Annotated in this window: 10 protein-coding genes; 7 read left to right on the forward strand and 3 right to left on the reverse strand. The window is 70.5% G+C overall.

Annotation, left to right across the window (positions count from 1 at the left end; all coding sequences use genetic code 11):
* The first annotated feature begins 89 nt into the window (after positions 1-89).
* From ACFY7C_RS16515 to araD, 4 genes are all read left to right on the forward strand, one after another.
* A complete protein-coding gene (locus tag ACFY7C_RS16515) occupies positions 90-1,136 on the forward strand; it encodes a LacI family DNA-binding transcriptional regulator (RefSeq protein WP_389650167.1) in 1,047 nt (348 codons plus the stop codon).
* A 345-nt stretch (positions 1,137-1,481) separates the two neighbouring features.
* Positions 1,482-3,188, forward strand: coding sequence for a ribulokinase (araB, locus tag ACFY7C_RS16520; RefSeq protein WP_389650170.1), 1,707 nt, complete (start codon positions 1,482-1,484; stop codon positions 3,186-3,188).
* 74 nt (positions 3,189-3,262) lie between these two features.
* On the forward strand, positions 3,263-4,771 hold the full coding sequence (araA, locus tag ACFY7C_RS16525; RefSeq protein WP_389650173.1) for an L-arabinose isomerase: 1,509 nt from the start codon (positions 3,263-3,265) through the stop codon (positions 4,769-4,771).
* Between the two features lie 38 nt (positions 4,772-4,809).
* The gene (gene araD / locus ACFY7C_RS16530; protein ID WP_389650176.1) at positions 4,810-5,523 is read left to right on the forward strand and encodes an L-ribulose-5-phosphate 4-epimerase AraD; all 714 of its coding nucleotides are present in this window, start codon (positions 4,810-4,812) and stop codon (positions 5,521-5,523) included.
* Positions 5,524-5,581: 58 nt separating this feature from the next.
* On the opposite strand, the gene ACFY7C_RS16535 is transcribed toward araD, so the two are convergent.
* The 3 genes from ACFY7C_RS16535 to ACFY7C_RS16545 all read right to left on the reverse strand — a co-directional run bounded on the left by ACFY7C_RS16535 (position 5,582) and on the right by ACFY7C_RS16545 (position 10,596).
* The gene (locus ACFY7C_RS16535; RefSeq protein WP_389650179.1) at positions 5,582-7,009 is read right to left on the reverse strand and encodes an endo-1,4-beta-xylanase; all 1,428 of its coding nucleotides are present in this window, start codon (positions 7,007-7,009) and stop codon (positions 5,582-5,584) included.
* Between the two features lie 344 nt (positions 7,010-7,353).
* Positions 7,354-9,573, reverse strand: a complete 2,220-nt coding sequence (locus ACFY7C_RS16540; protein ID WP_389650181.1) for a glycoside hydrolase family 3 N-terminal domain-containing protein — start codon at positions 9,571-9,573, stop codon at positions 7,354-7,356.
* Between the two features lie 9 nt (positions 9,574-9,582).
* Positions 9,583-10,596 carry a LacI family DNA-binding transcriptional regulator gene (locus ACFY7C_RS16545; protein ID WP_389650184.1) on the reverse strand — a complete coding sequence of 338 codons (1,014 nt, stop codon included), beginning with the start codon at positions 10,594-10,596 and terminating at the stop codon, positions 9,583-9,585.
* A 263-nt stretch (positions 10,597-10,859) separates the two neighbouring features.
* On the opposite strand from ACFY7C_RS16545, the gene ACFY7C_RS16550 reads away from it, so the two are divergent.
* From ACFY7C_RS16550 to ACFY7C_RS16560, 3 genes are read left to right on the forward strand one after another with little or no spacing between them, the layout of a single operon-like run.
* A complete protein-coding gene (locus ACFY7C_RS16550) occupies positions 10,860-12,152 on the forward strand; it encodes an extracellular solute-binding protein (RefSeq protein ID WP_389650187.1) in 1,293 nt (430 codons plus the stop codon).
* On the forward strand, positions 12,145-13,134 hold the full coding sequence (locus ACFY7C_RS16555) for a carbohydrate ABC transporter permease (RefSeq protein ID WP_389650190.1): 990 nt from the start codon (positions 12,145-12,147) through the stop codon (positions 13,132-13,134). Before ACFY7C_RS16550 ends, ACFY7C_RS16555 begins: the two co-directional genes overlap by 8 nt.
* Positions 13,131-13,961, forward strand: a complete 831-nt coding sequence (locus ACFY7C_RS16560; RefSeq protein ID WP_389650193.1) for a carbohydrate ABC transporter permease — start codon at positions 13,131-13,133, stop codon at positions 13,959-13,961. The genes ACFY7C_RS16555 and ACFY7C_RS16560 overlap by 4 nt, the downstream gene beginning before the upstream one ends.
* Positions 13,962-14,015 lie beyond the last annotated feature (54 nt).

The raw sequence follows: 14,015 nt of genomic DNA on the forward strand, positions 1-14,015 counted from the left end.
GTTAGCGCTCACAACAGCGTGGTAACAAGAGGCGCTAAGGTTTTTCCCGTACCGGCAGTCAGTCACGATCAGGGAGAAGGGAGGCGAACGTGGCGCATCCCGCCGAAGACGTCCGCCCGCCGACGATGGCCGACGTCGCACGTGAGGCGGGGGTCTCCCACCAGACCGTCTCCCGGGTGCTCAGTGGTCATCCCAACGTGCGCGCGGCCACGCGGGAACAGGTCACCCTGGCCATCGAGCGGCTGGGATACCGCCGCAACTCCGCGGCGCGTGCCCTGGTGACGCGCCGCACGAGGACGCTGGGTGTCATCGCGGTCAACACCGCCCTGTACGGCCCTGCCAGCACCCTGACCGGTCTGGAGGAGGCGGCCCGGGAAGAGGGCTACCTCGTCTCGACCGTCAGTCTGCGCACCGGGGCGGGCCAGGGGCTCAAGGACGCCATCGACCACCTCGCGGCCTGGGGGGTGGAGGGGGTCGTCGCCATCACCCCGCAGCGCTCGCACGTGCAGGCGCTCGCCGAACTGGACACGCCCTTCCCCGTGGTCACCGTGGAGGGCGGTCATCAGCTCGACCTCCCCGGGGTCTCCCTCGACCAGGAACTCGGCGCCCGCATGGTCACCGAGCACCTGCTCGCCGCCGGGCACCGGAACGTCTGGCACGTGGCCGGTCCCGACGACTGGCTGGAGAGCGAGGCCCGCACCGCGGGGTGGCGCGCCGTCCTGGAGGAGGCCGGCATCCGGCCTCCGCGCGTCCTCACGGGCGACTGGAGCCCGCTGTCCGGGTACCGGGCGGGGCAGGAGCTCGCGGGCCTCGCCATGGCCCGCCGCGGGGAGACGCCGGTCACGGCCGTCTTCGTCGCCAACGACCAGATGGCGCTCGGAGTCCTGAGAGCGCTGCGCGAGGGCGGGATCCGCACCCCCGCGCAGGTGGCCGTCGCCGGCTTCGACGACATTCCCGAGGCCGAGTACTTCCCGCCGCCGCTGACGACGGTCCGTCAGGACTTCGCCGCCATCGGGCGCCGGAGCATCGGCCTCCTGGTGGATCACATCGAAGGGCGCGCCCGGAAGGCCGAGCACCTCCTGGTGGAGCCGCAGCTCATCATGCGCGCGAGCACCCGCCCTCCGGTCGAGGGCTGACGTCACAGGCGTGACGGGCGGTTGTCGCCGCGCACCCCTGTCGTCGGCGTGCCCTGCCGCGAGCCGTCCGCCGTCGGGCGGTGAACGCGCCCGGATCGCCCCCCCGTCGTTCCCTCGCCGGCTGCCGGCCTCATCGGCAGGCCCCCCGGCCTGCCGGCCCATCTCGTACCGAACCGTTCGCGGCTCTCCCGGCCGCCCCCGGCCCCGCAGGTGAGCGCTCACTTCGCAAGCTCCCATCCTCGCCCGATATTCGACAGGATCGCGCCCGACTCTTGTTCACTCCGAATGTGAGCGTTAACAATCAGAGTCCTACCGCAGTCCCGCCCTGATGAGAGAGACCGCATCGTGACCCCACGCGCCCATTCCGGCCCCGCAGCCCCGCACCACCCCGAGGCGTGCACCATCGGAGTCGACTTCGGCACCCTCTCCGGGCGCGCCGTCGTGGTCAGGGTCCGGGACGGCGCCGAACTCGGTTCGGCGGTCCACGAGTACCGTCACGCGGTCATCGAGGACCACCTGCCCTCCTCCGGCGCCCCCCTGCCCCCCGACTGGGCCCTGCAGCACCCCGAGGACTGGCGCGACGTCCTGAGGACCGCCGTTCCGGCGGCGCTCGCCGACGCCGGAGTCGACCCGGCCCGCGTCATCGGCATCGCCACCGACTTCACCGCCTGCACGGTCCTGCCGACCACCCCGGACGGCACCCCGCTCGCCCTGACGCCCGAGTGGGCCGACCGCCCGCACGCCTGGCCCAAACTGTGGAAGCACCACGCGGCCCAGGCCCAGGCCGACCGCATCAACGCCCTCGCCCACGCACGCGGCGAGAAGTGGATCGCGCGGTACGGCGGCAAGATCTCCTCCGAGTGGCAGTACGCCAAGGCCCTGCAGGTCCTGGAGGAGGACCCGGCCGTCTACGCTGCCTGCGCCCGCTGGATCGAGGCGGCCGACTGGATCGTCTGGCAGCTGACCGGCACCGAGTCCCGCAACACCTGCACCGCCGGCTACAAGGGCATCCACCAGGACGGCACCTATCCCTCGCCCGACTTCCTCGCCGGACTCCACCCGGAATTCGCCGACTTCCCCGCCACCCGCCTGGAGCACCCCCTCTCCCCGCTGGGCTCCCGCGTCGGCACCCTGAGCGGCCGGGCCGCACACTGGACCGGTCTCCCCGAGGGCATCGCCGTCGCGGCGGGCAACGTCGACGCCCACGTCGCCGCACCCGCGGCGGGCGCCGTGGAGAACGGCCGGATGCTCGCCATCATGGGAACCTCCACCTGCCACGTCCTCAGCGGCGCCACCCTCGCCGAGGTACCCGGCATCTGCGGGGTCGTCGACGGCGGCATCGTCGAGGGCGCCTACGGCTACGAGGCCGGGCAGAGCGCGGTCGGCGACATCTTCGCCTGGTGGCTCCGCCAGGGCGTCCCGGACCACTACCGCGCCGAGGCCGAGGCGTCGGGCGAGGACCTCCACCAGCTCCTGACCCGCAAGGCCGCCGACCAGCCGGTCGGCGCGCACGGCCTGGTCGCCCTGGACTGGATGAACGGCAACCGCTCCACCCTGGTCGACCACCACCTCTCCGGAGTCATCGCCGGCCTCACCCTCGACTCCCGGCCCGAGGACGTCTACCGGGCCCTGCTCGAATCCACCGCCTACGGCACCCGGATGATCGTCGAGACCTTCGAGGGCGGCGGGATCCCGGTCGAGGAGTTCATCGTCACCGGTGGACTGAGGAAGAACGCGCTGCTCATGCAGATCTACGCCGACGTGCTCCGCCGGCCCGTGTCCGTCGGCACCTCTGAACAGGGGCCGGCACTGGGCTCCGCCATCCACGCCGCCGTCGCCGCGGGCGCCTACCCCGACGTCCGCTCCGCCGCCTCCGTGATGGGCAGCGTCCGGCGCCACGCGTACGTGCCCGACCCCGCACGGGCGGACGTCTACGACGCGCTGTTCCAGGAGTACCGCGCCCTGCACGACCACTTCGGCACCGGAGCGGACCTCCTCCTGCACCGCCTGCGACGGATCCGCAACACCGCCCGCCTGGCCACCACCGGCTGACCGGGGCGCCTCTTCGCCCCGGCCCCCACCCGCCCGACCTCTCCGCCCCAGCACCTCCGAGGAGCACACCCGACATGACGCTCGCCCCGCCCGACCGCGAGATCTGGTTTCTCACCGGCAGCCAGGCCCTCTACGGCGACGACACCCTGGCCCAGGTCGCCGACCAGTCCCGCGCCATCTGCGACACCCTCGCCGGTCAGCCCCGGATGACCGTCCGCCTGGTGTGGAAGCCGGTCCTCACCGACGCGGCCGCCATCCGCGCGGTCTGCCTGGAGGCCAACGCGGACGACCGCTGCATCGGCCTGATCGCCTGGATGCACACCTTCTCCCCGGCCAAGATGTGGATCGCCGGCCTCGACGCCCTGAGCAAGCCCCTGCTGCACCTGCACACCCAGGCCAACCGCCGGCTGCCCTGGTCCACCATCGACATGGACTTCATGAACCTGAACCAGGCCGCCCACGGCGACCGCGAGTTCGGCTTCGTCCAGACCCGCCTCGGTGTCCCGCGCAAGACCGTGGCCGGCCACGTCTCCGCCCCCGACGTCGTCGAGCGCATCGCCGGATGGGCACGCGCCGCCGTCGGCCGGTCCGAACTCACCACCCTCAGACTCGCCCGGTTCGGTGACAACATGCGCGACGTCGCCGTCACCGAGGGCGACAAGGTCGAGGCACAGCTGCGGTTCGGGGTCTCGGTCAACACCTACGGCGTCAACGACCTCGTCGCCGCGGTCGACGCCGCCCCCGACGACACCGTCTCCGCCCTCGTCAAGGAGTACCAGGACCTCTACGCCCTCGCGCCCGAGCTGCGGCCCGGCGGCGAGCGGCACGACTCCCTGCGTTACGCCGCCCGCATCGAAGCCGGCCTGCGCACCTTCCTCACCGAAGGAGGGTTCCGCGCCTTCACCACCAACTTCGAGGACCTCGGGGGCCTGCGCCAGCTGCCCGGCCTCGCCGTGCAGCGCCTGATGGCGGACGGCTACGGCTTCGGCGGCGAAGGGGACTGGAAGACGTCCACGCTGCTGCGCACGCTGAAGGCGATGGCCCACGGCCTGCCCGGAGGCACCTCCTTCATGGAGGACTACACCTACGACCTCACGCCCGGCCAGGAGCTCATCCTCGGCGCCCACATGCTCGAGGTCTGCCCCTCCCTCACCACGGCCACGCCCACCTGCGAGATCCACCCGCTCGGCATCGGCGGACGGGAGGACCCCGTCCGCCTCGTCTTCGACGCGGACCCGGGTCCGGCCGTCGTCGTCGGTCTCGCCGACATGGGCGACCGGTTCCGCCTCGTCGCCAACCACATCGACGTCGTCGCCCCGCCCGAGCCCCTGCCGAAGCTCCCCGTGGCCCGGGCCGTCTGGCGCCCCCGCCCCGATCTGCGCACCTCCACCGAGGCCTGGCTGACGGCGGGAGCACCGCACCACACGGTCCTGACCACCGCCCTCGGTGGCGAGGAGCTCGACGACCTCGCCGAGATGCTGCGGACCGAACTCGCCGTCATCGACGAAGAGACCACCATCCGGCGCTTCACCCGCGAACTGCGCTGGAACCAGGCCTACCACCGTCTGGCCCAGAGCCTGTGAGCACCCCCGCCACCACTCCCACCAGGACGGAGTCCTCCGTGAGCACCGCCGTTTCCCAGGAACTGCGCCGAGAGGTCCTGGAGGCCAACCTCCGCATCCCGCGAGCCGGGCTCGCCACGCTCACCTGGGGCAACGTGAGCGGCGTGGACCGCGAGGCCGGCGTCTTCGTCATCAAGCCCTCGGGCGTGGCCTACGAGGTGCTGAGCGAGGAGGACCTGGTCGTCGTCTCCCTCGCCGACGGGAGCGTCGTGGAGGGCCGTCTGCGCCCGTCCACCGACACGGAGACGCACCGCAGCCTCTACCTGGCCTTCCCCTCCATCGGAGGCGTGACCCACACGCACTCCACCCACGCCGTCGCCTTCGCCCAGGCCCGGCGTCCGATACCGGTGCTCGGCACGACCCACGCGGACACCTTCAACGGACCCGTTCCCGTCACCGCGCCCCTCACCCCGCAGCAGTGCGCCTCGGACTACGAGTACAACACCGGCCAGGTCATCGTGGACCTGCTGGGCGGCGACGACACCCGGGCCCGGGAGGTCCCCGGCGCCCTGGTCGCCCACCACGGCCCGTTCACCTGGGGCGCCGACGCCACCACGTCCCTGGAGCATGCCGTCATCTGCGAGGCGGTGGCCGAGATGGCCCTCCACACCATCGCCCTGGGCACGGTCGAGCCCCCGCAACACCTGCTGGACCGCCACTTCACGCGCAAGCACGGCCCCGACGCCTACTACGGCAACCCTTCCCCTGCCTGACCGCGCCGAGGGGAGCCAGGATCCGTCCTGGCTCCCCCCTCTGGTGCGCCGCGGTGGGTCAGGCGCGGGTCCAGCGCTGGTTGGCGCCGTTCCAGCACGAGTAGAGCTGGATCGGCGTGCCGTTGGCGGTGCCGCCCGCGGCGGCGTCGAGGCACAGGCCGGACTGGACGCCGACGATGGTTCCGTCGGAGTTGAGGCGCCACTTCTGGTTGTCGCCGCCCCAGCAGCCGTAGATCTGCACCTTGGCGCCGTTGCCGGTGCCGGCGGCGTCCAGGCACTTGTCCCCGTAGACCCTGAGCTCACCCGAGGTGGTGTGGGTCCACTGTTGGTTGGTGCGGTTGTTGCAGTCCCACAGCTGGAGCTGGGTGCCGTCGGTGGTCACGGCACCGGGTACGTCCAGGCAGCGGCCCGAGGCGACTCCCTTGATCTGTCCGGAACCCGAAGGGGGAGTGGTGGAGCCGCTGTTGAGCGCGTTGAGGACGGAGGTGTACGCGGGCTTCTTGCTGCCGTCGCCGTTGAACAGCAGTGGCGTGTGCTCGGCTCGCCAGGAGTCGGTGTCGCGCACGCCCCAGACGGTGATGCCGAGGCAGCGGGGAACGGCCAGGCAGTCGTTGGTCACGTTGGCGTAGGTCGTGCCCGAGGCGCCCTGGATGTCGAGTTCGGTGATGGCGACGTCGACGCCGAGGGCCGCGAAGTTCTGCAGAGTGGTGCGGAAGTTGCTGTGGTAGGGGCTGTCGTTGTTGAAGTGCGACTGGAAGCCGACGCAGTCGATGGGCACCCCGCGCTGCTTGAAGTCCCGGACCATCGCGTACATGGCCTGGGTCTTGGCCCAGGTCCAGTTCTCGACGTTGTAGTCGTTGTAGCAGAGCTTGGCCGCCGGGTCGGCGGCGCGTGCGGTGCGGAAGGCGACCTCGATCCAGTCGTTGCCGGTGCGCTGCAGGTTGGAGTCGCGCCGGGCTCCCGAGGTGCCGTCGACGAAGGCTTCGTTCACGACGTCCCACTGGGCGATCTTGCCCTTGTAGTGGGCCATCACGCCGTTGATGTGGTTGATCATGGCCTGGCGCAGCGCGCTGCCGCTGAGGTTCTGCATCCAGGCGGGCTGCTGGGAGTGCCAGGCCAGGGTGTGGCCCCGCACCTGCTTGCCGTTCTGCACCGCCCAGTTGTAGACGCGGTCGCCGGCGGCGAAGTCGAACCGGCCCTGCTGGGGTTCGGTGGCGTCGATCTTCATCTCGTTCTCGGCCGTCACCGAGTTGAACTCGCGGCTCGCGATCGTCGTGTACGTCGAGTCGCCGAGCCTGCCCGACGCGATGGCGGTGCCGAAGTACCGGCCGCTCTGCGCCGCCGCGCTGCCGAGCGTGCTCTCGGCGGCGTGCGAGGCCGGCGGCGCCACCAGCACGGTGGCGGAACCGAGGACGCCGACGATCAGCGCCGCGCAGAGGCCACCTATTCTCCGGCGGACGGTGGACGGGGTGACGTGTGAACGCATGGCTGGACCTCCCGTACGGAAATCACGGATGGATGCGAGCGCGGCGGAAGAAATTCCGCGACGGTGATGTCCGCGTCGGTGGGAAAAGGACGCGGACCATCAGGGCGCAATGATTCGAGGCCGGCACCGCGACACGCAGGAAAAGGGGCGGTAGCGCCTCGGAATTCAGTCTGGAAACACCGCAGGAACATGTCAAGTGTTTCGAAGAGTTTTCGGTAATGCGGCCCGATAATGAGGCGGGCTTGGTCCTTTGGCGGTCCGTCAGGGAATGCCGAAAAGTGCCATGACGAAGCAGTCCCTATCGAAAGTTTTTCGATAGGGACTGCTTCATCGGCGAGGCCGGGTCATGGGACCGGGACGATCTCGACCGGCACGGACAGCACGCGGTCGGCCGCCGGGTGACGCACCGGGCCGCGCAGGGTGAAGGAGCCCTGGAGCGGGAGGTCGCCGCTGGATCGTCCGACGGCCACGCCGATCTCTCCGGGCTCCACTCTCCTGCGCAGGTCGACACCGGTGAAGGAGGTCCGGTCGGCGTGGACGGAGAAGGTGATCCGGGCGGCCTCGCCCGGCCGCAGCTCGACCCTGCCGAATCCGGCCAGCCACCGCCGGGGCCGGACGACGGACGCCTCGGGGTCCGAGAGGTACAGCTGGACCACCTCGGTCCCGGCCACCTCGCCGACGTTGCGTACGGTGACCGCGACGGAGACGGCTCCGTCCGTCGGGGCGACGGGATCCACCGAGAGATCCGAGCAGGTGAAGCTGGTCCAGCTCAGCCCGTGCCCGAACGGGAACAGCGGAGTCGGGTCCACCGAGCTCCAGTCGGTGTGCCCGCCCAACGCGGAGTGCAGGTAGGTGCCGGGCTGTCCGCCGACCTGCCGGGGGATGGAGACGGGGAGCCGCCCGGACGGCTCCGCGGCCCCGCTGATGATCCGGGCCAGCGCCGTCCCGCCCTCTTCGCCGGGGAAGAAGGCCTGGACGACGGCCGCCGCGCGGTCGGCGAGCGAGCCGAGCGCGTAGGGGCGTCCGGAGACGAGGACCAGGACGGTCGGCACCCCGGAGTCCAGCACGGCGGAGGCGAGCGCGGCCTGGTCACCGGGCAGGTCGAGCGTCTCGGCGTCACAGCCCTCTCCCGAGGTGCCCCGGCCGAACATGCCCGCCCGGTCGCCGAGTACGAGCACGTTCACCTCCGGATCCTCCTCGGTGACCGTGAACCCGGCAGCGGCGAGCGCCTCGCCGAGCGTCGGGATCTCCAGCCCGGGGTCGCCGGGCAGCGCCAGGTGGTTGGGGAAGGAATAGCAGCCGAGGAACGCGTGGGGGTCGTCGGCGTACGGCCCGACGACCGCGACCCGGCACGGACGCAGTGGCAGGATGCCGTCGTTGGCGAGCAGCACGGTGGACCGCTCGGCCAGGAGCCTGGCCAGTGCCCGGTTCTCCGGCGGGTCGAGGTCGACGGGCTCGGGCTTGACGGGTTCCCAGTCGGGATCGAGCAGGCCGAGTTCGGCCTTCTGCAGCAGGACCCGCTCGGCGGCCCGGTCGACGAGCTCCGCGGGAACGTCCCCCGACCGTACGAGTGCGGTCAGCGGCTCGCCGTAGCAACGGGCGGTGGGCAGCTCGACGTCGATTCCGGCGGTCAACGCCAGCGCGCCGGCGGCGCCGCGCGACCCGGCGACGCCGTGCCGGGTCTCCAGGAAGGAGACGGAGTAGTAGTCGGCGACGACGACACCGCCGAAACCGAGCTCGTCCCTGAGCAGTCCGGTCAGCAGGTGTTCGTCGGCCGCGACCGGGACGCCGTCCACGTCGGTGTAGCTGTTCATCACCGACCGGGCGCCTCCCTCGCGCAGCGCCCGTACGAAGGGCTCGACCAGCACGTCGGCGAACTCACGCGGACCCGCGGCGACGGGGGCCATGTTCCGGCCGCCGCGCGAGGCCGAGTATCCGGCGAAATGCTTGAGCGTCGCCACCACGCCGGCGCCTTCCAGGCCCTGTACGTAGGCGGTGCCGATCGCTCCGACGAGACAGGGGTCCTCGCTGATGCACTCCTCGGTCCTGCCCCACCGGTAGTCGCGGACCACGTCGAGCACCGGCGCCAGCCCCTGATGGACGCCGACCCGCCGCATCCCCTCGCCGATGGCCCCGGCCATCCGCCGCACGAGCCCGGGATCGAAGGACGCGCCCCAGGCGAGCGGCCCGGGGAAGACCGTGGCCCCGAACGTCATGAACCCGGTCAGGCACTCCTCGTGGGCGATCGCCGGGACACCGAACCGGCCGGACCCGGTCACCTGGCGCTGGAGCGCGGCGAGGCGCTCCATCCCGGCTTCCGCGGTGATCGGCGCGGTGCCGTACACCCGGGTGAGCTGGCCGAGACCGTACCCGACGATGTCGTCGAGGCCCGGGGCGGGCTCGCCGGAATCGTCCTCCATCGGCGCGACGGGTGCTCCGGGATCCGAGGGCAGGGCCCAGAAGCCGGTGAGTTGCCCCACCTTCTCCTCCAGCGTCATCCGACTCAGCAGATCGGCGACTCGCACGGAAGCGGGCAGGAGCGGATCACGCCAGGGCTCGGTCAAGGGGTTCTCCTAGGGACGGGGCGAGGCGGTGGAGAGCCGGATCTTGAGCTCGGTCGAGAGCTCCATCCGGGGGCTGACCAAGGGCTGGTCCTCCAGAAGCTGGAACAGTGTGCGGGCGGCGAGCCGACCCATCTCCTCCAGCGGCTGACGCACCGTCGTCAGCGGAGGCGACAGCCATTCGCACATCGGCAGGTCGTCGAAACCGACCACACTGAGGTCCCCCGGGATGCTCAGTCCGGCCTGCCGGGCGGCCTCGTAGACGCCCATCGCCTGCTGGTCGCTCCCGGCGAAGACGGCCGTCGGTGGCTCGGGCAGGGCGAGCAGCTCCCGGGCACACCGGAACCCGCCCTCGTGCTGGAAGTCGCCGAACCGGATCAGGTCGCGGTCGACCTCGATCCCGGCCCGCTCCAGAGCGGCCCGGTAGCCGTCGATCCGGGCCTGGCTGCAGAGCATCTCCTTGCGCCCGCCGATCGCGGCGATCCGGCGGTGCCCCATTTCCAGCAGGTGTTCGGTGGCGGCGAGGCCGCCCGCCCAGTTGGTCGCGCCGATGCTCGGCACGTCGTTGCCCGGCAGGTCGATCGGGTCGATGACGACCAGCGCCACCCCGCCCCGCTCGACCTGGGCGCGCTGGGCCTGGGTGACCGAGGCGGTGACGAGGATGACGCCGTCGCTGTGGTGCTGGACCGGCAGGGTGGCCCAGCTCGACGGCGTGGCCTCGCCCGGCGGCACGAGCGACACGACGGTGCCGACGCCCCGCTGGGCGCACTCGGCCTCGACCCCGCGCAGTATCTCCACCGCCCACGCGCTGTCCAGACCGCCGATGATCAGGTCGACGAGGCCCGATCTGCGCGCCCTGTTCTGCCGGCCGGGCTGGAGGTAGTTGTGGGATCGCAGCAGTGCCTCGATCCGCTCGCGGGTCGAGGGCGCGACGTCGGACCGGCCGTTGATCACCTTGGAGACAGTGGCCTGGGAGACCCCCGCCTCCGCGGCGATGACCGCCAGAGTCGCACGCTGCTCGCTCAACGTCTCTCCTCCTCGACGCCGCCGGTGGTCGACGGGTATCGCAAACTTTCGAAGAGTTTCTGGGCGGCGCGACTGCTTGTCAAGACCGGGATCACGCGGTGTTCCCAGATAAATCGGTGAGAAGTCTTGACCGTACCGCCCGGCGTTCCTAGTTTGTGGCACCACAGAATTCGAGAGTATTTCGAAAAGTTTTCGAGCGCGACATCGGCACTGACGCCGGCAGTGGCCCGGCACCGAACCCGGCATCCCCTCACGGAGGTCCCATGGCCAGCACCCCCCCGAGCCGACGAAACTTCCTGGCGCTCGCGGGCTTCACCGCACTGTCCGTCTCCATGACCGCGGCCTGCGGATCCGGCGCGTCGGGCGGCGGCCCGTCGGCCGACGGCAAGGTGACGTTCGAGTGGTGGAACATCGCCACGACGGAGCCGGGCAAGTCCCTCTTCCCGCAGATCTCCTCGGCGTTCACGGCCGCTCACCCGAAGGTCGCGATCGACACGACCTCACTGGAGAACGAGGCCTTCAAGTCCAAGCTGACCGCCACCACCTCGTCGGGCAGGCTGCCCGACGTCTTCCAGACCTGGGGCGGCGGTGTGCTGCAGCAGCAGGTCGACGCGGGGCTGGTCGAGGACCTCACCGATGTCCTGGACTGGTCGACCGACCTCACTCCGGTCTCGCTGCAGCCCTACCGGTTCGGCGGCCGCACCTACGGAGTGCCGTACGACATCGGCATGGTCGGCTTCTGGTACAACAAGAAGCTCTTCGCCAAGGCCGGGATCACCGCCCCGCCGGCCACCTGGGCCGAGTTCCTCGACGACGTCAGGAAGCTCAAGGCGGCGGGCATCACCCCGATCGCCCTCGCGGGCAAGGAGAAGTGGCCGGGCCACTACTACTGGGCCTACCTCGCGATGCGCGTCGCCGGCCTCCCCGCACTGCAGCAGGCCGCCACCACCAAGGACTTCACCGGCGCCGGCTTCGTCCGGGCGGGTGTCCACCTCAAGGAGCTCGTCGACCTCCAGCCGTTCCAGACGGGCTTCCTCGGCGCCGGCTACGCCACCCCGGGCGGGCAGGCCGCGACCATCGGCAACGGCAAGGCCGCCATGGAGCTCATGGGGCAGTGGGGGCCGTCGGTGCACAAGGACGCGGGCGCCGGCCTGGGAGCGGACCTGGGCTTCTTCCCCTTCCCCGTGGTCGACGGGGGAGTGGGGCAGGCCACCGAGGTGTTCGGCGGCGGTAACGGCTTCGCGTTGCGCAAGGGCGCCCCGAAGGAGGCGCTGGACTTCCTGAAGTTCCTCGTGCTGGACAACCAGTCCAAGCTGCTGGCCTCCAACGGCTACCTGCCGGTGGTCAAGGGCGCGGAGAGTCAGCTCGCCGACGCCAACAAGAAGGTGGTGGCCGCGAGCCTGGTCAAGGCGACGGGTTTCCAGCTGTACCTCGACCAGGCGTACGCGCCGGCGGTCGGTCAGGAGGTCAACGACAGCGTCGCCGACCTCATAGCCGGGAAGAAGACCCCCGAGCAGGTCACCACGTCGATCACCGAGGCTGCGAAGAGTGCCTAGCTCCCCGTCCGCCCTGGCCGAGAAGCGGACGGAGGAAGCCGCGCCCGCGCACCCGCCCGCCCCGGCCCGGTCGCGCACGCGCGGGTGGGGCGCCTGGGCGTCGGTCGCCTGGTTCCTCGTCCCGGCCCTCGTCCTCTTCCTCGTCTTCGTCCTCGCCCCGATCGTCGTCGCCGTGTGGACCGGCTTCTTCAAATGGGGCGGGGTCGGCCCCATGGACGAATTCGTCGGCTTCGCGAACTACACCAGACTCCTCGACGACGAGGTCTTCCTCGGCGACCTGGGGCGCGGGCTCTACCTGATCGTCCTGTCGATCACGATCCAGCTGCCGTTCGCCCTGTTCACCGCGGTCCTGCTCAACCAGCGGCTCCGTGGCCGGGCCGTCTACCGGATGCTGTTCTTCGCGCCGTACATCCTCTCCGAGGTGGTCACGGCGGTCCTCTTCACGATGATCTTCCTGCCCGGCGCCGGCATGGCCGACCACCTCGCGGGCCTCCTGGGCCTGGAGGGACTGCAGGGCAAGTGGCTCGCCGATCCCTCGACGGTCATGCCGACCCTCTTCGTGGTCATGATCTGGAAGTACTTCGGCTTCCACATGATGCTCTTCCTCGCCGGACTGCAGAGCATCCCGTCCGAGATCCTCGAGGCCGCCGCCATCGACGGCGCCGGCGCCTGGCAGCGCTTCCGGCACGTGACGCTGCCGCTGCTGGGCCCGACCGTCCGGATCAGCGTCTTCCTGTCGATCATCGGGTCCATCCAGCTCTTCGACCTCGTCTGGGTCATGACCGCGGGCGGACCCAATCACTCCTCCGAGACGATGGCGATCGCGATGTTCCAGTTCGGGTTCAAGCGGTACCAGGTCGGCTACGCCAGCGCCATCAGTGTGGTGCTGTTCATGATCAGCCTGGTCTTCTCCCTCTTCTACCAGCGCTATGTGCTCCGCCGTGACCTGAGCGGGGCCGTCACCTCCGGAGGCGGCCGATGAACGCCCGCCGGACGGCACGCGGTCTGTCACTGCACGCCGTGGTCTGGCTGATCGCTGCGTTCGTCGCCGTGCCGCTGCTCTACGCGGTGATCTCCGGGTTCAAGAGCACCGGCGAGCTCACGACGAATCCGTTCGGGCTGCCGGAGCAGTGGAAGACCGGCAACTACACCGGAATTCTCGGCGACGGAATGTTCTGGCGGCAGATCGCCAACAGCGCGGGAATCGCGATCGGCACGACGGTCTGCACGGTCGCGGCCTCCGCGATGGCGGCGTTCGTGCTGGCCCGTTATGCCTTCCGGGGAAGGGAGTTGTTCTATACGCTCTTCACGATCGGGTTGATGTTCCCGTTCGCGGTGGCCGTCCTGCCGCTCTTCCTCATGCTGCGCACGTTCGGGCTGCTCGACAATCCGCTGGGAGTGATCCTCCCGCAGGCGGCTTTCGGGCTTCCCATGACGATCGTGATCCTGCGCGGTTTCTTCCGGACCATCCCGGCCGAGATCGAGGAGGCCGCCACCATGGACGGCTGCGGCAAGCTCCGCTTCTTCTGGAAGATCCTGCTGCCGATGGCGCGTCCGGCGCTCGGTACGGTCTCGGTGCTGGCGGTCGTCGCGAGCTGGAACAACTTCTTCCTGCCGCTGCTGGTGTTCAACGATCCGAAATGGCAGACGATCCCGGTCGGCGTCCAGCAGTTCCAGGGCCAGTACTCGACCGACTTCGCCCTCGTTCTCGCCTACATCGTGCTCGCCATGGTCCCCGCACTCGCCTTCTACGCCGTCGCCGAACGGCAGTTGATCGGCGGCCTCACCGCGGGCGCCACCAAGGGCTGACCGCCCACGCGCACTTCACCCCCGAGGAGACCCTGTGAGACCCGCTCTGGCAGC

It is taken from the genome of Streptomyces sp. NPDC012769 (genome assembly GCF_042901205.1).
GTDB lineage: Bacteria > Actinomycetota > Actinomycetes > Streptomycetales > Streptomycetaceae > Streptomyces.